This window comes from Gilliamella sp. ESL0441 (assembly GCF_019469185.1).
In the GTDB taxonomy this organism is placed as follows: domain Bacteria; phylum Pseudomonadota; class Gammaproteobacteria; order Enterobacterales; family Orbaceae; genus Gilliamella.
In genome coordinates, this window is the sequence record NZ_CP048264.1 from 666,450 (window position 1) to 690,427 (window position 23,978).

Consider the following 23,978-nt stretch of genomic DNA (forward strand, 5'->3'; position numbering starts at 1 on the left):
TATGACGGCTTTAATATAAAAAAACCGATATTTGTTTGATCACATAATATCGGTTTTAATTGGGTTGTTATATTAATTTACCAGTTGGCCTTGATGCCTATTGACCCATTTATTGGGGCTTTGACTCTGGCATTGCCACCATTTGACCAAGTGTGACCCAATTCACCGTAGGCGGTAAATTGCGTGTTGATGTCAACGCTTCCACCAATCGCTAATTCGGTACTGGTATGTGACGCACCACTACGGATTGTCTTGGTGTAACTTGGTGTAGCGAAGTGGGTACGATCATCACCATTTGGCGAATAGAACAGATTTACTCGCGCATAGGGTCTTAATGTACCAAAATCCATAGCAAAATCGTTTTCGAGTCTACCCCCAATACGGAATAGCCAAGCATTATTATTACTATGTTTGACGGTTGTGTTACCATTTATATGGCTTTTATCCAGATCGAGCCACTGGTGTATAATCTGTGCTTGAGGTTCTAGCTTCCAACCCATATCACTGAATGTAAACGGTTTACCTAATTCGAGTGAAGCGGTGGCGCCATAGCCTTTTTGTTTGCTGTTGGTGTTACTGTTTGGTTTGATATTGACTTTATGTCGTGCAGCTTGCACCACTAAATCCAGATAACTGCCGTCATCATGCGTGTAAGTCCCATAAGCACCAACAAAATACGTGTTAGTCGTATTTTTTCCAACATGTCCATTTACACCACTAGCAAACCCGTTAACTTTTAAGTCACCGTATAGATAACCAAAATAAGTACCTATACGCCAGTCATTATCTTGCCAGATATCACTACCTAATTGTAAACCGGTGTAATTTCCTTTGCTGTGAGTATTCAATACGCCGTTTTGTTTGATATCATTGCGCGCTGCAATGAATCTACCCCATGTGTTAGTGACATCGTTGCTTGGCGTATTACCAATGCGTTGGTGCAGATTGCTAAGCATGATAATATCCGCTTGACGTAATTGCTTACTCACCGCTGAATAAAGTGGGGCCTCTTTTCGGTAAGTTAAACGTTTGTTGTTGGTATTATTCTTCTGATCTTTTTGATGATTTGAATCAATAATAGGGTTTAAATCGTGATTATTTTCGTCATCGTTAGAATCAGTTGTACCCGAGTTATTTTCTTCATTCTCTGAATGAGTATTATTCTTGTCGGTATTTTGATCTTCATTTAGGTTGTCCAAATAGGAGCGTAAATACCAATTATCATTTTGATGATTGAGATCACCTTTATAAAGATAATATTCGAAAGCGCCGACATCTAAATGTCCACCTTGAAGATTGAATGCGTCATTGGTACTACTACCGGTCACATTTACCACTTTAATGCCATTTGTATTTGTGGTGTCCGCCCCAATTCCATTGACATTATTTATCTGTAATTGTGTTTGTCCAGTTACATGACCATTCACATTTAATCTATCGGTATCACTTTCACTACCTTGTACCACGGTATCCAGTATTAATTTACCATTGTTGCCGACATAGTCACCGTTAATTATTAAATTTTCGCCAGCCTTTGAATTACTCAGCGTTATGGTACCTGCGTTATTGATGGTACCGTTTACCGTAGCTTGATTTAATGATGTTTGTAATTTCAAAACAGAATCAGCGTTTAAGGTAAGGTTTTGAGTATCTAAATCGCCTGTTAATGTAAATGTTATCCCTTGCCCTACATTGATATTTTCCCAATTTAGCACAGATACATCGCCACTACGCCCCGTACTTGTTGATGATCCTGTCAGATCTTGGTAAAGATTCAGTGTATCGGTTGACGATGATTGTGAACTGCGTATTGTATCACTACCACCATCAATAATCGTGAGGTCGGTAATATTCGCATTTTTATGAATGGTGAGGGTATCATTACCCGTGCCAAGTAGGATTTGTCCACTGATTTTTGAACCATCATTGAGGGTAATTATCGCATCACTAATTTCATTTTTAATTGATGCGCCTACTAGGGCTGAAACATCCGATCCTGCATTAAGATTGATATAGGTTTTTGTCCCAACATTACCTGATGAGTAAATGCCAGCACCAGGAAGGTTAAGTTGATTTTGCCCCTTACCAACTACCGTGCCTGCGATATCAATTTTAGTTATGCCTGTCCCGTTATTGGTGACATTAATCCCACTATTTAGTCCAATTATTCTACCAGCCTTTTGGGATAAGATGAGATCGCTTGATGTATTGCCGTTTTTAACTAATATTCCCGAACCATTATCACCATTAATATTTCCTGATACAATAATAGATGAAATCCCTGTTCCTAAATTACTCACATTGATACCATTATCTGAACTGGTTACGTTACTGGTTGCCCTTTGTTCAATATATAAATGTTGAGCTTTATTTTTATTGGACGCTGAAATCGCATCTCCACGTCCAGCTTGAATGTTACCTCCGACAGTAATGGATGTCGATCCTAATCCTTGGTTAGTCAGATTGACCCCATTTTTACTTCCTTGAATATGTGCCTGATTTTGGAGTGAAAAGATTAAATCTTTTGTTGTAACATCATTAGCCACAATGATTGCATCTAAAGAATGGCTTAGGACAGATCCATTAATGTTAATAGAGGTTGAACCACGACCTTTATTCACTAAATTGATGCCATTGAGTTGTCCTGTAATGGTGGCATTATTATCAAGTATTACCGATAAATCATTAGCGGTTGAATCATTTGAAGCAACGATTGCATCATAAGTTGAACCGGTTACATTACCGGTTAATGTTATATAAGATGAACCTTTACCTTTGTTGGTAATATTGATACCGTTTTTTTGGCCTGTAATGTTACCTTGTATATGATTTATCTTCATATCTGTTGTATGGACATCGTTAACAGCATATAACCCATCATATTTTGCACCGATTACATCTCCCGACGTGGTAATGTTGGTTTCACCTAGACCACTGTTCGCCATATTGATACCGTTTAATGCACCATAAATATTTCCTGATGATTGCTTAACGGTTAGATCATGTGAATTGGTGCCATTTAAGGCGTACATACCGTCATTTTTCTGTCCTTTTATCACACCTGATGTTGAAATAGACGTCGATCCATTGCCATGATTGGCAATGTTGATCCCATTGGCATTCCCGTTAATGATGCCTGCCGATTGTGTAATAGATAAATTTTGAGTGTTTGATTGATTCGCGGCATATAAACCGTCGTTATTATTGCCAAATACTTCGCCTGATGTGGTAATAGTGGTTGAACCTTTACCGCTATTGGCCATGTTTATTCCATTTAAATTACCAGAAATTTTTCCACCTTTTTGGTTGACGGTAATGTTTTGTGTGTTGATATCATTAAAGGCATACATACCATCATTATTTTTCCCAATGACTTCACCCGATGTGGTAATTTGGGTTGAACCATTGCCTTTGTTCGCCATGTTTATGCCATTTTTATTACCTTGAATACTTCCGTCTGATTGTTCGACGGTGAGATGCTGAGTGGTAGTATCATTAAGGGCAAACATACCATCATTTTGGTTGCCTAACACTTTTCCTTGTGTTGTTATGAATGTGGATCCCTTTCCTTTATTAGCAAGATTAATCCCGTTCGTATTGCCACTGATTTTGCCACCGTTTTGTTTAATCGTCAGATCTTGCGTGTTGACATCATTCGCCACATACATGCCATCATTATTTTCGCCTATGACATCACCCACTGAGTTAATGGTGGTTGATCCGTTTCCTTGGTTGGCAAGATTGATGCCATTAAGCTTGCCATTTATAGTGCCCCCAGATTGATGCACAGTAAGGTCATGCGTACTGTTACCGTTATAGGAGTATAGCCCATCATTTTCAGTACCAATAATATTACCTAAGGTGGTGATAAAGGTTGAGCCTTTACCATTATTCGCCATATTGATCCCGTTTTGCTTACCTTGAATCTTGCCGGATAACTGATTAAGTGTGAGGTCATGGGCATTGGCATGATTAGCATTGAATAACCCGTCATTTTGATCACCAATGACATCACCTGAAGTCGTAACCAGTGTTGAACCGTTACCATTATTTGTCATGTTAATACCATTTGTACTACCATGAATCGTGCCTTCTAATTGGTTAACGGTGAGATCTTCTGTATGTTCTTTGTTGACGACAAACATGCCATTTGCTGTTTGACCTTCAACACTTCCAGATGCATTAATCAACGTCGATCCTATACCGTTGTTTATAATATTGACACCATTTGCGTGGCCTTTAATACTACTGCCATTCATTTGTGTAACGGTGATGTCTTTGGCTGTGGTATCATTAAATATGTAAATTCCTTCATGTTGGCTACCAATGACTTCGCCAGAGGTAGTGACCGTTGTCGAGCCGGTTCCGCTATTGTTTGCATAAATACCGTTTGTTCTGCCCGATATACTTCCTATCAGTTGGATAACCTTAAGATCCTTTGCACTTGTCGCATTATCAGCTTGTATTCCGTTGGCTGCTTCACCAACAACGCGTCCAGAAGTGGTTAGTGTTGTGGTTCCGTTACCTTTATTCTCGACTTTGATCCCATTTTTTTTACCCTGAATGGTACTGTTACCCATTTGTGATACTTTTAAATCTTTTGTGGTTTCGGTATTGTTTACCGCGAGCCCATTCTCAGCTTTTCCTGTAATCACGCCTGATAGCATGATGTTACTTGAACCAATACCGCCGTGAGTAATATTCACTCCACTGGCTTCACCAGTTATGGAGCCAGCCGCTTGGTTAAAAGTAAAATCACTGGTGTTACTGTCGGTTGTGTAATCGTATCCATCACTCGAGTTGTTAATGTCGTTTGATATAGTGATGTTTTTTGAGGTGGCAAAAATACTTATGCCAGCGCTGTGATTAATAAAATTCTGTAGAGGATTACCGCCGTATGGCAAATTTAATGATTGATTAATGTTGTGTTTTTGTAAAACAATTGCATTATTTAAATCGTTTGCCGTGTCACTTGCATAACTGTAATTTGTTAATACCATACTTAAACTCACAACAGTAAGCAATTTGACCGAAAAACTTTTCCCTTTTGTTTGGGTATTTTCCGAAGTTGGTACATAACTTTGACGTACTGCATCCCAAATAAGCCTATAAATTTTGTTCATTATTTCCTCTCACTTAATCAGAGATATTTATATTTATGTAAAATATAGCTTTTAATTTAAATGAAAATGCTGATAGAAAATTAACCAAATGAATATTTGTTATTAATGTAACGAGATACAAAAAACTTATGAAAATTTAATGCATTATGTAAAGATATTTATGAATACAAATAAAATCGCTTTATTTACAAATAAAATGATGAAACGAAGTACAAGGTGAAAAGATTGTCTATTGAAATTATCGATTATTTTTTGCTTGAAAAGATAGTACGATAATTCGCTATTATTTGTATCATATTGCCTAATGATAGGCAATCAAAATAATATAAATTGTCTTTTAAAGGTTATTTAAGTGTGCGTAACATGAATTGGTTAGGAGGGAATAAATCATAATTAACCATTGGTATTATTGAATTATTTTATCTAAAAAAAGTTGAATAAACAGATCTAAAGGTGCCGATTTTTTTATTAATTTGCTACGAGTTACGGCGCCTTCCCAACCAATCCAAAAAAATTCTGCAAGGGCTTTACAGTTTACCGCTGAACTCAGTTCTCCGCATTGTTGTGCCTGTAATAAACAGTGTTCTAGTTTGGTCTGCCAATTTTGTAAAATCTGTTCAAGTAGTTGTGCATACCCTTCCGGTAATAACGATTCTTCTTGGATTAGTTCGCCAATTAAGCAACCACGATTAAAATCATATTTTGCCATGCCTTGTTTAGCATCTTCATAAAAAGCTTTGATTCTCGCAAGTGGTGATGATATTAAGCTGTCGGTTAGATGTTTATCTAATTTATGACTAAAAAAGCTATCATAAGACGCGATAATGGCTCGCCCAAAATCTTCTTTACTTTTGAAGTAGTAATAAAATGACCCTTTGGGTACACCAACCTGTTTCAATATACTTTCTAGATTTGAGGATAGGTAGCCATAAGTTGTCATTAACGCCATGCCACTACGGATCAATGCTGCTTTAGTGTCGTTACCTTTTTTTGAGAATGACTGTGTTGACATAGTGATTTATAGGGGGTTTTCAAATTGTTAAAAAGATTCTCATAATAATGAGTCGTTTTAATAAAAGCAATCTTATTGTGCATGTGGGTTATAGACACCATCATGAATGGTGTCTATAACATTGTTAAAATGTGACTTTCATCGCAAAGCATGATAATGGTTAGATTATCATGCTTTTGGGAGGTATTTAAGCAGTGAAGTATTTTGTTTGATTAACTTATTGTTTAAATAATCCTTCATGAAAAAATAAGATGTCAGTTTAATGCCGATTGTTTCTTTTGCGCTGCTGATGATACAGCACCGATAAACACCACATCACTGGATGAGTTTAATGCGGTTTCAACGGAGTCTTGAATGACACCTATTGCAATGCCGATACCAATCACTTTTGCTGAAATTTCATTCGGTATGCCAAACATACTACAGGCAACCGGAATAAGAAGCAGTGAGCCACCGGCAATACCTGATGCACCACAAGCACATATAGAAGTAATAATACAAAGTAAAAGTGCTGAGTAGATATCGACATGGATATTAGCACTTGCTGGCATTGAGTTGACAGTGGCAAGTGTCAGAACGGTTATGGTAATTGCCGCCCCAGACATATTAATCGCAGCACCAAGTGGCACAGCAACCGAATAGGTATCTTCATCCATTTTATATTTTTTACAGATTTCAATATTAACAGGAATATTGGCGGCAGAACTACGGGTAAAAAAGGCGGGGATCGCACTTTCTTTTAAAGATGTAAATACTAATGGATAAGGGTTTTTACGCATAACCAGAAATGCGAGTAGGGGATTAATCACTAATGCAACAATCAGCATACAAGCGACTAATACAATCAGTAAATGCGCATATTTTAATAATTCACCAAAGCCTGTTTCTGCCAGTGTTGATGCTACAAGTCCAAATACACCAAGGGGCGCAAAACGGATGATAATTCTCACAATAAATGAGATAGCATAAGACAAATCGCTCATCATGGTTTTGGTTGTTTCACTTGAGTGCCTTAAGGCTAAACCAATGCCCACACCCCATATAATTAAGCCAATATAGTTGGCGTTAATAAGGGCACTAACAGGGTTATCGATCATCTTTTCTAATAAGGTTTTTAATACCGCTGAAATGCCATTAGGTGGAGTAAGGGTTAAATTTTCAAGCGTATCACCAAATGAGATTTGCGACGGAAATAGAAAGCTGGCAACGGTGGCTAATAATGCTGCCAACATCATTCCAGTCAAATAGAGCGCAATTAAGGGTTTCATGTTTGCTTGTTTACCTCGTTGGTGATTGGCAATTGAGGCAATAACAAGAATTAAAACCAGTATTGGCGCAACGGATTTAAGCGCATTAATAAAAAGTCCTCCAATCAAAGACATATCTAAGGCGGTTTCTTTTGAGACGGCAGCCAAAATAATGCCTAAAATTAATCCTAATAGTATCTGTGGTATTAATCCTACTTTCAGATAGAAACGAACTAATGGATTGGATGATTGACTCATAATTGTTTTCCTATTTTGAAACAAAATCTGTATAACAAGCCGAAACAGTACCATAATTCATTAGTATCTTTATAGAAAATAATCATTATCATAATGTTTTTTTATATAGCGCTTAAGATAATTATTAAGATTAATTATGAAGTGATGTGAAAGCGATTTTAAATCGTTGCTAGAAAACGATAATTAATATCACAAAAGTCTAAAAATATAATTTTAGTTTTTATCGATTTGGAAGCGTGATTAGATGAATGATTGGGGTTTAATAATAAAATTAGTAAACAAATATAAAGATAAAACCGATAGGAACAACTTTATCGGTTTTATCTGTTTTTGAATTAGGATGCTAAGTAATATTACCAGTTGGCTTTAATACCTATTGAACTACTGAAAGGCGCTTTAACTCTTGCTTTTCCACCATTAGTCCACGTATGCCCAACTTCAGTGTAAATACTCATTTGATTGTTTAATTCATAACTGCCACCGAGTGCAATTTCTGAGCTGAGGTATTTTGCGCCATTACTGAATTTTGTTGATGCACTCTGGCTGGCAAAGTTAATACGATCGGCGCCATTAGGTGAATAGAATAAATTCGCCCTTGCATAGGGACGTAAAATACCGGTTTCGGTTTGGAATAGACCTTCAAATCGACCACCAACACGGAATAACCATTTATTGATATGACTTTGTTTAATTTTAGTGTTTCCACTCACATGACTATCATCCAAATTTAACCATTGGTGAATGATTTGAGCTTGTGGTTCTAACTTCCAGCCACTATCCGATAAGTTAAAGGTTTTGCCTGTTTCGATCGATGCACTGAAACCGTATCCTTTTTGTTTGCTGTTTTTATTTCCATTCGGTTTTACATCGGTATGATGATGCGCACCTTGTAAAACAATATCCACATATGTGCCATTGTCTTGCATATAAGTACCATATGCACCTAAAAAGTATGAATCGATTTTGTTACTTCCCACTCGACCATTTTTGCCACTCGCAAAGCCATCAACACTTAAATCTCCACGCAAATAACCAAAATAAGCCCCCATACGCCATTCTTTATTCTGCAAAATATCACTACCTAACTGTAAGCCTGTATAATTCCCTTTGCTATGCGCGTTAGCTATACCGCTCTGTTGTAAATTGATTCGTTTATTAATGAATCGGCCCCAAGTCATCGGTGAATCTAAAAATGGCGTATTGCCGATACGTTGGTGCATATTGCCTTGCATAATATTATCAGCTTGACGTAATAGGGCTGGAATGGCAGCAAACATTGGGACTTCTTTTCGGTATGTTATTGTTCCAGGGGTTACATTAGGATCTTGCGGATCAGGGTCGATAATCGGGTCGGTAGGTTCTGTATGGTTATCTGGATTGTTCGGATCATCCGGATTAGTCGGATTTTCGGGGTTTGTTGGGTTGTCCGGATTAATTGGTTGCTCTGGATCTTTAATCAGAAATGATCGTAAATACCAATTATTATTTTGTTTATTAATATCACCTTTATATAGGATATATTCGTAAGCGCCCACATCGATATGTTGATTTTCAATGCTAAATGCATCATTCGTGCTCGTACCATCAACATGAACGACTTCAATGCCATTGGTATTACCTGTATCCGCACCTAATCCATTAATATTATTGATGCTGATAAATGTATTGCCCGACGTGTTACCGTTTACAATCAATTTATCTGTTGGACTATCACTGTCTTGAACAACGGTGTCGAGTATTAATTTACCATTATTACCTATGTAATCACCACTTATTGTCATGTTATCGCCGGCAAAAGTGTTACTTAAAGTGATTGTTCCACCATTGTAGACGTTACCATTAACTTTAACTTGATGAAGAGAAGGGTGCAGGTCAACTACAGCACCAGATTCAAGCGTTAGCTTGTTGGTGTTAAGATCACCTGTTAATGTTAATCTACCTGTATTTTTAAGTGTGATATCTTCCCAATTATAAATAGCAACATTATTAATGGCACCATTAGAGGTTGAAGAACCTGTAAGATGTAAATTCAGTATGAGCGTATCAAGTTCAGATGCGCGCCTGATTTGATTTTTTTTCTCGCTACCATCAATGATAGTGAGTGCAGAAATATCGGCACCTTGATTCATGATCAAGGTATCATTGCCCGAACCTAATCTGATTTCTCCACTTACTTTAGAACCATTATTTAGTGAGACGATGGAATCGGTTAATTCATTTCTTATCGCAATATTATTTGCTGATGAAACATCAGCACCTTGATTAAGATTAATATAGGTTTTCGCGTTTTCTTTACCTGAAGTATAAATACCATTCCCAGATACATTATCTTGGCTAATCACTTTGCCCGATATATCAATTTGCGTGAAGCCTGTACCATTATTTATCGCTTTAATACCACTATCAAAACCTGAGATTACGCCATTTAATTGAGTAATTGTCATATCGGTTGCTGTTTCTCCATTAATTAAATGAATTCCTGAACCCATGTTAGCTGTAATATTTGATGAAGATGATAATGAGGTAAAGCCTTTTCCTTCATTTAGGGCATTAATACCATTATCAAAACTTTTAATATTACCAGACGATTCAATTTTGAGGTTTTGTGTCAAATTTTTATTTACCACGAAAATACCATTACCACCATTAGAAAGAATTGAACCTTCATTAACAATATGCGTAAATCCACGTCCCTGATTGGTGAGGTAAACACCATTTAAAGCGCCTTCTATATTGCCTTCTTTCTCTTGTTTAAACGAAAGATTGTTCGTGTTGGTATCATTAACCACAAGGACAGCATCTCGGGTTTGGCTATTTATTTTCCCTGCCACTTTTAATCCTGTTGAACCTTGTCCATTATTTAATAAATTAACGCCGTTAATATATCCCTTAATTTCACTGTTTTTTATCTGTCCAAATATCAAATTATTGGTTGAAGACTGTCCTATAACTTCTACTCCATCAAGCGAGTTACCGGTAACGTTACTGGCTATACTGACTAGGGTTGAACGTGTTCCATTGTTGAGCATTTTAATGCCATTTAATTTACCATTAATTTCGCCAGATGATTGAATCACGGTCAGATCTTTAGCATGAGAATTATTGATAGCATTAATACCATGACCTTCTAATCCATTAACCTTACCTAATGTGGTAATGGTACTGGAATTTTGACCATTATTTAAAATATTAATGCCATGATTTGATCCTGTGATATTGCCGTCTAGTTGACCAATTTTTATTTCTTGTGTATTATCATTTCCTACTGCATAAAGGCCGTCTTCTTGACCGCCAACAATATCTCCAGATGTATTAATTGATGTTGATCCTGTTCCATTATTTTCAATGTACACACCATAAAGTAACCCTTTAATCAATCCCGATGTTTGCGAAACAACAAAGTTAGTACTTGATTGATCATTTAATGCATGAATACCATTTTTTTGGCTACCAACCACATCACCCGATGAAATTATTGATGTTGAGCCACTGCCTTTATTTTGTATATTGATTCCATTTAGATATCCATTAATGCTACCTTTCGTTTGCATAACATTCAAATCATGTGTATGAATATCGTTAATTGCATATATACCATCATTTTCTTCACCACTTACACTGCCTGAAGTTGTTATATAGGTTGAGCCATTACCAGAATTGTTATAATTGATACCATTCTCTTTTCCTTGAATCATACCCGAAGATTGTTTAGCGGTTAGATTTTTAGTATTAGTATGATTATTAACAAATAAACCATCTTTACTATCGCCAGTAACGTTGCCAGCTACAGTGATAGAGCTTGAACCATTACCGTTATTATCAAGATAAACACCATAGTTTTTTCCAGAAATGCTTCCAATTGATTGAATCACATTAATATCTTTCGCATTGTTATAATTCATCGAATAGATACCACTTGATGAGCTTGAGGTTATTTCACCTGCAGTTGTAATTAGCGTTGTGCCATTACCCATATTGAAAGTTTCAATCCCATTTAAATTCCCATGGATTGTACCGGATGCTTGGTTTATGGTGATATCATGCGTATTAGTATCATTCTGAACAGATATTCCGCTTAAATTTTGTCCTGTTACGTTGCCAGAAGTGGTTATCAGTGTTGAATTTGTGCCGCGATTTTGAGCAAAAATACCAATAGTGTAACCAATAATATTGCCTTTCAATTGATTGATAGTTAATTCTTGAGTATTTGCAGCGCCAAAAGCGGCTATACCATTTGATTGTTGACCAATAATATCCCCATTGGCGGTAATTGACATAGCATCATTACCAGTGTGGATTAAATTAATACCTTGATGATAGCCAGTTATACTGCCTTTTAATTGGTTAAATGTAAGTTTTTTGGTATTGCTTAAATTATCGATTATTATCCCATCTCCTTCCTGACTAATAATATCCCCCGACGTGGTTACGACTGTTGAACCATTACCATAGTTTTCCAATTTCATACCGTGGGATTGACTAGTGATATGTCCATTAGACTGGGTAACTGTTAAGTCATGAGTATTGTAATCATTATGAGCGAATATGCCATATTGTGTTTGTGCTGTTATGTTTCCAGCCGTTGTGATTGTAGTTGAACCGTTGCCTGCATTATTAGCAAAAATCCCATTTAGAGCACCTTTGATTGAACCGCCATATTGACCAATAGTAATATCACTTGCGTTTGAATTGTTGATTCCGTAGACTCCATCTCCTGAGTCAGAAATGACTTCTCCCGACGTTGAGATGTTCAATGAACCTTTACCATTATTCATAGCTCTAATCGCTAATATACCATGAATGACGCCAGCCGATTGCGTGATATTTAAACCTTTAGTATCAACGTTATTTTCCACATTAATAGCAATCCCCTTATCAGCGATCACGGATTCTGAGGTGGTAATTGTTGTTACCCCACGCCCGTTATTTATTGCCTGGATACCAAATTCTTGTCCATGAATATTAGCACCAACTAATTCTGTAATATTTAAATCTTGGGCATCAATTGCATGTGTGACTTGTATCCCCGCATTTGTCTTTCCAATAACACTGCCAGAAATGGTAAGATTTGTAGAGCCTTTACCATTATGATTGATGTTAATGCCATATTTACCGCCAATGATTTCACCCGCTGGCTGATTCACAGTTAAATTATCGACATCAGAACTACTTGAGTAATCATAACCATCGTCATTCGATTCAATATGATTTGGCAGTGTGATTTCTACCGAATTGTTTAAATTAGTTATTGAGTAAGGATATTGAAAATATTTTGGAGTTTGCTGGCTAACTTGATGATTGTCGTATGGTTGTTGATCACTTTGCTGCTGGCAATTCGTATTACTGTCTGAAAGATTATCAATACATTGTGCATAGCTTATGGAAATCGAGGCTAACGTTAATGTTGTTATTGACAGTAAATTGGTGAAAAATAATTTACTCTTAGATTGTGCTTTTTCTGAAGTTACGATAAAAGCTTGACGCTGTGCATTCCATACCAACTTATATATTTTATTCATGGTAATCTCTCATTTATATTAACAATTAAACAGAACTCTGAATCGACAGAGCAAATAGTTGAAAATGACAGCTGAGAACTCATTACGTGAATCTGGCAATTATGTTAAAAAACAAAGAGGGCTTAATTTTTTGAACATATACCTACTTATATAACTAATAATTGGAAACGATTTTTTTGACTAGCAACAGATTATTGTTAATGCTAAATATGAAAACAGTTTATATTACTAAAAATGGGAAAGTGTAAAATTGTAATTTGTTTGTTTTTTTACTTAAAAAAATAAAACTAAAAAAGAAGTAACTAAGCTTTTTTTACCATATAGCAATAAAATTGGCAATCAAAAAATAAGCAATCATGATTAGTTAAATTGTTTACTTTTGATATTCATTTAAATAGTTTATTTTTTTATCCAATAGATTGAATCCATTTTCTTAGTCATTTATTTTCGTTTAAATGATCATTAATTTTATAAAAAACATATCGTTGCACACTAAGATAAAATACCTAACACAAATGAATAAATTAAATTAGATCAAATAATTATTAAATTTACATTATTCTGCTTTTTGTTTATTATTACACGTTTTTACATAAAATAAATTATCTGTTTAGGCTATATTTTAGAAATAAATAATAAACATAAGAAAATATGAGGTTTAGGAATGCAACACTATTATGAGTGTTTAGATGAAATAAATAATAAATTTTGGTATATCGATCAAAAAGACAATCTTTACACAGTGCTTTATGGTGAAATTGGAACCGAAGGACAAAAGCATACCAAGACCTTTGCTTCGCAGGAGGAAGCAGAAAAAGAAGCAATAAAAATAATAAAATCAAAAATTAAAAAGGGCTATCAAGAAAAAACCATACCAGCAACGCTATTGCCAGCGATTTCCCGATTGAGTCAAATTATCAAAATGCCCGATGCCCCAAAACCGAAATACCACCCAAAACCGATTCCACCCAATGATGTGATTGATGATGGTAAAGAAAAACCATGGTTTGACCTCGATGAATGGGCTGATGAAGGTGAACCGAATCCATTTGATTTTGAAGAGTTACGTAAAACAAACATTAGCAATACGTCTAATTCAACTAATAGTCGAAATATTAATGAGTTTAAAAATCTAAAAAATAAAGTACAAATACATATAGAAGAAGGTAATCGCTTTGGTTATCAATTCGAAGTCGTTGCTACTTTAGACAGGCTTAAAGCGTTAAGTTCGTCGGAAAAAGAATTTCAAAATTTAATTAAAGAATTTCTTGAAATGATATTTTCTGATTCTATTTGGCGGGTTTGCCCAATCCATTTAGAGCTATTAGCTTATCTTTTACCACTTAAGGAAGCAAATATTATGGTAAAAGGAAAAAATGCGCAAGGAGTTCTGAAATATCTTTTCTCTCATAATCCAAGCGATTTGAACATGATAAATATGTTGATTGAAGAGTATTTTAAAGGATTATGTGAAAATATTTCCGCTCAAATAATTCACTTTTTGAAAGAAATAGTGAATTGCATCCGTTCGGGAGGAAAAGGTAATATCCCCCCTTATAAACTTTCTAAAAAAAGCTATGGCTTCGGTATAAAAATAGAAAATTTCAGTGTCAGGGATAGTGGTATTTATAATTTAGTTCATAAGAACGATCCAACTTGCTATGCTCAATTCAGCTTAGATACACAAAACCATGAGTCGAAGTTAATTATAAAATATTTAACCCCTATACTTAAACATAAACTTGAAACTATGCTTAATGAAGGTTTTTTTGATGGATTAGCGACAAATTATTTTAAAATTACATTTATAGGCGAAATAGAGCCATTAATTGAAAAACGCATTAACGAAAGTTATCTCAAAGAGCAGTTAGAAAAAATAGATGAATATCTTCAACAACTCGAAAAATCCGATCTGTATGATGTGACGCTATTGTCTATATTATTGAGAAAATATTTAGATACTTCCTGCCTTATTCAAAAATCTTTTACCGATAGGATTCTAGCGTTATTAAAAAAATATCTTTATTCAGGCGATGAAGGTATAGAACACCATACGTGGTCTTTAATACCGACTTATGGATACTCTCAAACAGATTTTGCTAACGAGCTCAAACTCATTTCAGCTCAATATTTGTGGGAAAATTGTCGATATGATCATGCTATAATGGAAATTAATGAGCTGGTTCAACGAGGATACCTTCCAGCAATTTATCAAAAAAGAGCATGGGAAAAAAAATTCATCACCGATGGATATAATTATTATAATTATGCTAATCAATCTGAAATAATGTATGATTATGAATCGTTGATAGAACAAGATATTTTTTGTGAAACGGATGCTATTATCGCTCGAGCCATGCCTGATGGTAATATCTATTTACGCTTTAAGTCAGAAAGTGAACAAGCATATTCAGAGGCACTTGATTATTTAAATAGCTTAATGGCAAAAGGCTATTCAAAAATATTTGAGGGTTATTGGCTAAGAATTTATTTCGTCGCAAAACCTCAATTCTACAGTGCATTTAACAATATTATTGAAGAATACCCAGCATTAGCCAGTGACTCTCATGCTTTTTTCCGAAAAGCAGCCATGTACGAAAGTTTACATGATAAAATACGAGAGTTTATTGAATTAACTATGGAGAAATTTCACCATTGTTTAGATCTCCAAGATGAAGATAATTCTGTCGCAGGTACATTCGCTGCCATTGCTTTGGCAATGACGGATGTAAAACATATGGATATGGCAATAAAATTTGCACTTGAGACCGATGATGAACACGAATTTTTGGCAAGTTATTTTGGCAAAATATTGCAAAGACATTGGGGGATTACTCCAGAAACAGCGGTTGCGATTGCATTATTGCAATTGAGCTATCAAGAACAACCTAATTTATCCAGTCAATTTTATAAAATACCGCAAAATCTTGCGGCGCTGACTGATTATTTTAATAGTGATGATATCCCTCATAAAAGTCGTAAAATTATTACTCTCGTTTCGAGCCTTTTTGGTAACGAAAAATATAGCTTAAAAAAACTAAAAGAGTTGTTTAGTGATGCGACTGATCCATTGGCAAAAGAAATTTATGCTGATTTTCATAATTTAGTTTTAGACGCTCTTAAGGAGGAAGGAGAAGCTAGCGGTCAGCCAATTATTTATAATATCTCACCTAAACCAAAAAGCGATTCCGAACCATTAATCATCGATGAACAAGATTTTATCGAAAATCCAACTTGTATCATTACACCATTACAAGCTAAAAAACGCGGGTTTGATGTTGGTGAATTGCAAACTTATGATTCCCCATGGAGAGCAATTATTTTTGCCCCATTAACGATAACGAATCCCTACATTTTCGACGCTATTATCCAATTTCATAAAGTGCAAAATAACATAGGTGTCCGCTCTGTTATCATTTGGGGCACTGAACAAGCGTACTGTTTTGGTAAAAAGGTCGTGATTGATTTCAGTGGCGCTCCCTATCAAGTGGGTATGGGAATTTATGGTAAAAACCAAGCTCAGCTAATTTATGGAGTAATGGATTTTGCAAAGATTGCTGTTGCAATGAACAAACAAGCGCCGGATAAAGAGAAATTATTCGCACTGCGAAAACAATATTATTACTTCGATAGTCCCAAAGGAAGCCCAAACATTGATAAATCCAAGCCTGGTATAATGTATTTGGATGAAGCTTTAGTCGCCGGAATTTATAATGATAATAATTATCGGGCAATCAAACAGCTTGAAAAAATTACGCCGGATATGGGTGAAGTCTATGATACCTCACTACTGTTTAGGGCATACATGATGCAGAAAAAACAAGATTATGCCATGGAGAAACTGCAAAGAAAACTTGATACTACTGAACTAAAACAGGTGTACCAAACAGCACAAAAACGCCTGCCACAATATCAAGAATACTGGCAGGAAAAGTTAGCGAAATTATAAAAAATAAAATCATAAAAAGGGGCTTATGCCCCAATAAACAGGATAAATTCAAATTATTCTGATAAATATAAAAAAGATAAGTATAAGGAAAACATAACACAATGAAAAAGTATCTAGAATATAGCGATTTACAATCAAACAAATTTTGGTATATCACCCAACAAGACGAATCCCTAACAATCGTATTTGGTAAGATAGGGACAAAAGGACAAACACAAGTTAAAACGTTTTCTTCGCCTTACGATGCGGAAAAAGAAGCCAACAAACTGATCAAATCGAAAATCAAAAAGGGCTATGAGGAAAAAGCGATCCCACCAACGCTTGAACAATCAACCTGCACAGAAAAAACAATCATCAAAATGGCCGACGCCCCAAAACCGAAATACCACCCAAAACCCATTCCACCCAAAGATGTGATTGATGATGGTGAAAAAAAACCGTGGAGGGATCTTGTAGCATTTGATTTTGAAGAGTTACGTAAGGTTCCGCCTAAAGAAGTTGTTCCAGTTAAACAACCACCAAAACAAAGTAATACTTCAATTAAAAAAGAGACTTTAACCAAAACACCACAAGAACAAGAATTTGATAATTTAAAAATATTGTTACGAAGTTATATAAAGCAAGGTGTGCAGTTCGATATTGAAGCGACATTTGAACAATTAAAAGCATTAAGCCCCAGCAATAATGAATTTCAAATTTTCATCAAAGATATGCTTCAAATGATATTTTCAAAATTTATGAAGAAAATATCACCTATTCACTTTGATTGCATTCCTTATCTTTTGAGAATCAGAGATCCAGAAATTCTTTTCCAAGAAATCTTTGCACAAGGTGTGATGAAATATATTTATGACCGTTATCAGACTCATTCCGAATCAATCCATCAACTGGCTGAACAATATCTAACCGATTATCCAATACAAATGGTGGATAAAATAGTTAACGCATTACAGAGTATTTTTGAAACTACCAAATTTCCTGAAAATGTTTGTGGCTTTAATATCACCTTTGATTATAAAACGCTGGAAATATATGCTTTATTCAATGAACGAAATTCCAAACGCTATTATTCAGAAAGTCTAAATGAGCTAGAATATGATGGGACTAGTTATGGCGTTGAGATAAATAATCAATATTTTGTTCCATTACTTACCGAAAAACTCCAGAAAATGCTGGATGATGGTTTTTTTGGTGATATGACTAATAAATATTTCAAAATTGCCCTTTTCCAAACAGATAATATTCTTATTGAAATACCACTAGAGCAAACCTACCGACAAACAAAGGTATTTGAGCTTGAAAGAGACCTAAAATATCTCGAGCAATCAGATGAATATTATGCAGATTTGCTAACTGACACGGTTGAGGAATATTTTGCCTATAATGGCATTATTGATAATTATGATACCGATAGAATTTTAGCATTATTAAAAAAATATCTTTATTCATGTGAGAAAGAGGCTGAATCGGAAGGACGTTCTCTGTTAAGGAAATACAAAGATTTTGATTATAACAAATGGTGGTTAGTTTATTTACAGTTTGAATGGGAAAATTTTAGTTATAAATATGCTTATAACGGTGTTGAATGCTTAGTTGATAAAGGATATGAACCAGCAATTATACAAAAACAAGCGTGGGATAAGCTGGGCATTATTGATAGCAAGTCAGAAAAAAAAGACGATTCACGCTATCAATCAGCAACCGAACGTTTTTATAATACTTTTACTGAAAATGATGTTTTTTGTGAAACTGATACTATTATCGCCAGAGCCATGCCAACGGGCGGTGAAATTTACTTACGCTTTAAACAAGAAAGTGAACAGGCATATTCCGATGCGCTTGATTATTTAAATGGAATAATGGCAAAAGGTTATTCAGAAATATTTCATGGGCATTGGCTTCATATTTATTTTGTTGCCAAGCCTAAATACTATTCTGAATTTGCTAAATATGTTGAAGACTTTGAATACCTTAAAGACATTGAAGAATCAGAACTAGGGCTAGCGATAGGAGGTATAGTCTGTGGTTCACATGCTTTTTTCCGCAAAGCAGTGATGTACGAAAGTTTACATGATAAAATAAGAGAGTTTGTTGACTTAACCATGTATCAAGATCATAAAAGTTTTGAAATACAAAATGAAAGTTCAGTCGCCGGGACATTCGCCGCCATAGCCTTAGCAATGACGGATGTAAAACATATGGATTTGGCTATTAAATTTGCTAATGAAATCGATAGTTACTATGAAGATTTGGCTAGTAATTTTGGTATTGTTCTTGAAAAATATTGGGGCATTACGCCCGAAACAGCGGTTGCGATTGCGTTATTGCAATTAAGTTATGAATGTCATACGGCTAAATTATCTAGTCAATTTTATAAAATTCCGCAAAATTTAGCTAGTTTGACGGATTATTACAGAAGGAATGAGCCAAAAAACCCAAATTGTAAATTGACTAATTTAGTAATAGAACTTTTTGATAATTATAAACCTAGTTATGCTCTTAAAAAGTTAAAAAAATTATTTAATAATGCGACTGATCCGCAAGAAAAACTGATATACGCAGATTTTCATAATTTAGTTATAGAAGCTCTTGAGGAAGAAGGAGAAGTTAGCGGTCAACCAATTATCTATAATCTCCCTCCTAAATATGAAAACGATTCCAAACCGTTAACAATAGTTGACCAAAATTTTATCGAAAATCCACCTTGTGTCATTACACCATTGGAAGCTAAAAAGCGTGGGTTTAATATCGATGAATTAGATTCTGATGGTTCATCGTGGGAAGCATTTGTTTTTGCCCCATTAACGATAACTAATCCTTATCTATTTGACCATCTGATTGAATTTATTAAACCTAGAAAAAAAATAACCGCTAACTCATCTATCATTTGGGGCGCTGAACAAGCGTACCGTTTTGGTAAAAAGGTCGTGATTGATTTTAGTGGCACACCTTATCAAGTGGGTATGGGAATTTATGGTAAAAACCAAGCTCAGCTAATTTATGGAGTAATGGATTTTGCTAAGATTGCAGAAGCAATGAACAAACAAGCGCCCGATAAAGAGAAATTATACGCACTAAGAAAACAACACTATTACTTCGATAGTCCCAAAGGAAGCCCAAACATTGATTACTCTAAGCCCGGTATGATGTATTTGGATGAAGCTATAGCCGCCGGAGTTTTGAAGGATGATAATTATCGGGCAACCAAACAGCTTGAAAAAATTACGCCGGATATGGGTGAAGTCTATGATGCCTCACTACTGTTTAGGGCATACATGATGCAGAAAAAACAAGATTATGCCATGGAGAAACTGCAAAGAAAACTCGATACTACTGAACTAAAACAGGTGTACCAAACAGCACAAAAACGCCTGCCACAATATCAAGAATACTGGCAGGAAAAGTTAGCGAAATTATAAAAAATAAAATCATAAAAAGGGGCTTATGCCCCAATAAACAGGATAAATTCAAATTATTCTGATAAATATAAAAAAGATAAGTATAAGGAAAACATAACACAATGAAAAAGTATCTAGAATATAGCGATTTACAATCAAACAAATTTTGGTATATCACCCAACAAGACGAATCCCTAACAATCGTATTTGGTAAGATAGGGACAAAAGGACAAACACAAGTTAAAACGTTTTCTTCGCCTTACGATGCGGAAAAAGAAGCCAACAAACTGATCAAATCAAAAATCAAAAAGGGCTATGAGGAAAAAGCAATCCCACCAGCGCTTGAACAATCAACCTGCACAGAAAAAACAATCATCAAAATGCCTGATGCTCCAAAACCAAAACAACACCCCAAACCCATTCCACCCAAAGATGTGATTGATGATGGTAAAGAAAAACCGTGGTTTAATCTTCAAGGATGGTCATATGGAGGTCGATCTAATCCATTTGGTTTTGAAGAGTTACGTAAGATGTCGTCTGAAAAAGTTACTCCTATTCAGCCACAACCAAAAGAAATTCATGCCTCGATTAAAAAAGAGACAGCCATCAAAACACCACAAGAACAAAAATTTGATAATTTAAAATTATTGTTACGAGGTTATATAAAGCAAGGTGAGCAGTTTGATATCGAAGCGACGTTTGAACAATTAAAAGCATTAAGCCCAAGCAATAATGAATTTCAAATTTTTATTAAAGAGATGCTTCTGCTCATTTTTTCAAAATTTATCAAGAATATTTCGCCTATTCACTTTGATTGCATTACGTATTTCTTGAGAATCAAAGATCCAAAAATTACTTTCAGCGGGCTCTTTGCCGAAGGAGTAATGAAATATATTTATAGCCACTACAAGACTCGCTCTGAATCAATCCATAGTCTGGCGGAACAATATCTTACTGATTATTCGGTACAAATGGTAAATAAAATAGTTAACGCATTACAATGCATTGTGAATACTATCCGAGCAGGTGGCGAAGATAATATCCCAGCTTACAAATTACCGAATCAAATTAATGGTTTTTATATTACTTTTGATTATAAAAATCGGGGAATGGATAAATTTCTAGAAATAAATTCTTTAACATATAAATGCAATCAAAAAACATATTATTCAGAAAATATAAATGAGCTTGAATATGATCCGGAAAGTTATTGTGATCAAATAAATAATCAATATTTTTTTCCACTACTTGCCGAAAAACTCCAAAAAATGCTAAACGATGGTTTTTTTGATGGTATTACTGATAATTATTTTAACATTGTAGTTTGTCAAATAAACAATATTATTATTGAAACACCACTTGAACCAAACTATCGACAAACAAGGTTATATGAGCTTGAAAGAGACCTAAAATATCTGGAGCAATCAGATGAATATGATGCAGATTTGTTAACTAATACTGTTGATAAATATTTTGCTTTTGATGGTATTGTAAGAACACATGATACAGATAGAATTTTAGTGTTACTAAAAAAATATCTTTATTCGGGTGAAAAAGAGGCTGAATCGAAAGGACGTTCTCTGTTAAGGAAATACGAAGATTTTGATTATAACAAATGGTGTTTAGTTGATTTACAGTTTGAATGGGAAAATTTTGGATTTAAATATGCTGATATACATATTCAAGACTTAGTTGATAAAGGATATGAGCCAGCAATTATTCAAAAACAAGCGTGGGAACAGCAGCTCATTAATGATTGCAAGCCAGAAAAAAAAGACTATTTAAGTAATCAATCAGAAACGGAGCGTTTTTATCATACTTTTTCTGAAAATGATATATTTTGTGAAACTGACACTATTATCGCCAGAGCCATGCCAACGGACGGTGAAATTTATTTACGCTTTAAACAAGAAAGCGAGCAGGCATATTCAGATGCACTTGATTATTTAAATGGCTTAATGAAAAAAGGTTATTCAAAAATATTTAAAGGGTATTGGCTTAGGATTTATTTTATTGCTAAACCAGAATACTATCCTGAATTAGCCAAGATTATTGAAGAATTTGAAACATTAGCCAGTGATTCACATGCCTTTTTCCGCAAAGCAGCGATGTACGAAAGTTTACATGATAAAATACGAGAATTTATTGAATTAACAATGGAGGTATCTCATTGTTGTTTAGATCTCCAAGATGAAGATAATTCTGTCGCTGGGACATTTGCTGCTATTGCCTTGGCAATGACGGATGTGAAACATATGGATATGGCAATTAAATTTGCGCTTGAGACCGATGATGAACACGATTTTTTTGCAAGTTATTTTGGTGGTGTTCTTGAAAAATATTGGGGTATTACGCCTGAAACAGCAGTTGCGATTGCATTATTGCAGTTAAGTCAACAAGATCCCCCTGATTTATCCAGTCAATTTTATAAAATACCGCAAAATCTTGCTGAGCTAGCTGATTATTTTAATAGCTGTGATATCCCCTTTAAAAGTCGCAAAATTATTACCTTGGTAGAATGTCTTTGGGGGGATGGCAAATATAGCTTGAAGAAGTTAAAAAATTTGTTCAATCGTGCAACTGATCCTTTAGCAAAAGAGATTTATGCTGATTTTCATAATTTAGTTTTAGACGCTCTTGAGGAAGAAAGAGAAGGTAGTGGTCAACCAATTATCTATAATCTCCCACCTAAATATGAAAGCGAATCTGAACCGTTAACAATAGTTGACCAAGATTTTATTGAAAATCCACCATGTGTTATTACACCATTGCAAGCTAAAAAACGCGGGTTTGATGTTAGAGAATTGGAAACTTGTGATTCCTCATGGATAGCCGTTATTTTTGCCCCATTAACGATAACTAATCCCTATATTTTCGACGCTATTATCCAATATTATAAGGTGCGAAATGACATAGGTGCCCGCTCTGTTATCATTTGGGGCGCTGAAAAAGCTTACTGTTTTGGTAAAAGGGTCGTGATTGATTTTAGTGGCACACCTTATCAAGTGGGTATGGGAATTTATGGTAAAAACCAAGCTCAGCTAATTTATGGTGTAATGGATTTTGCTAAGATTGCTGTTGCAATGAATAGACAAGCCCCCGATACGGAAAAATTATTCGCACTGCGAAAACAACACTATTACTTCGATAGTCCCAAAGGAAGCCCAAACATTGATAAATCCAAGCCCGGTATAATGCATTTGGATGCGGCTTTAGCCGCCGGGATTTATAAGGATGATAATTATCGGGCAATCAAGCAGCTTGAAAAAATCACCCCGGATATGGGCGAAGTGTATGATGCCTCACTACTGTTTAGGACATACATGATGCAGAAAAAACTAGATTATGCCATGGGGAAACTGCACAAAAAACTCGATAATAGTGAACTAAAACAGGTGTACCAAACAGCACAAAAACGACTGCCACAATATCAAGAATACTGGCAGGAAAAGTTAGCGAAATTATAAAAAAT

General features: G+C 35.1%; 7 protein-coding genes. 3 read left to right on the forward strand and 4 right to left on the reverse strand.

Annotation, left to right across the window (positions count from 1 at the left end):
- Positions 1–77: 77 nt before the first annotated feature.
- From GYM75_RS03045 to GYM75_RS03060, 4 genes are all read right to left on the reverse strand, one after another.
- On the reverse strand, positions 78–5,123 hold the full coding sequence (locus GYM75_RS03045) for an autotransporter outer membrane beta-barrel domain-containing protein (protein ID WP_220216701.1): 5,046 nt from the start codon (positions 5,121–5,123) through the stop codon (positions 78–80).
- A 406-nt stretch (positions 5,124–5,529) separates the two neighbouring features.
- On the reverse strand, positions 5,530–6,135 hold the full coding sequence (locus tag GYM75_RS03050; RefSeq protein ID WP_220216702.1) for a TetR/AcrR family transcriptional regulator: 606 nt from the start codon (positions 6,133–6,135) through the stop codon (positions 5,530–5,532).
- Between the two features lie 254 nt (positions 6,136–6,389).
- Positions 6,390–7,640 (reverse strand): serine/threonine transporter SstT, encoded by a 1,251-nt coding sequence (gene sstT / locus GYM75_RS03055; RefSeq protein WP_220216703.1) that lies wholly within the window; start codon positions 7,638–7,640, stop codon positions 6,390–6,392.
- Positions 7,641–7,993: 353 nt separating this feature from the next.
- The gene (locus GYM75_RS03060) at positions 7,994–13,159 is read right to left on the reverse strand and encodes an autotransporter outer membrane beta-barrel domain-containing protein (protein ID WP_220217277.1); all 5,166 of its coding nucleotides are present in this window, start codon (positions 13,157–13,159) and stop codon (positions 7,994–7,996) included.
- 664 nt (positions 13,160–13,823) lie between these two features.
- Here GYM75_RS03060 and GYM75_RS03065 point away from each other — a divergent pair.
- The 3 genes from GYM75_RS03065 (at position 13,824) to GYM75_RS03075 (ending at position 23,973) form a co-directional block, all read left to right on the forward strand.
- Complete coding sequence (locus GYM75_RS03065) at positions 13,824–17,108, forward strand: DUF6138 family protein (RefSeq protein WP_220216704.1); 3,285 nt, start codon at positions 13,824–13,826, stop codon at positions 17,106–17,108.
- 101 nt (positions 17,109–17,209) lie between these two features.
- A complete protein-coding gene (locus GYM75_RS03070; RefSeq protein ID WP_220216705.1) occupies positions 17,210–20,527 on the forward strand; it encodes a WGR domain-containing protein in 3,318 nt (1,105 codons plus the stop codon).
- A gap of 101 nt (positions 20,528–20,628) precedes the next feature.
- Positions 20,629–23,973: a DUF6138 family protein gene (locus GYM75_RS03075; RefSeq protein ID WP_220216706.1), complete on the forward strand. Its 3,345-nt coding sequence runs from the start codon at positions 20,629–20,631 to the stop codon at positions 23,971–23,973.
- Positions 23,974–23,978 lie beyond the last annotated feature (5 nt).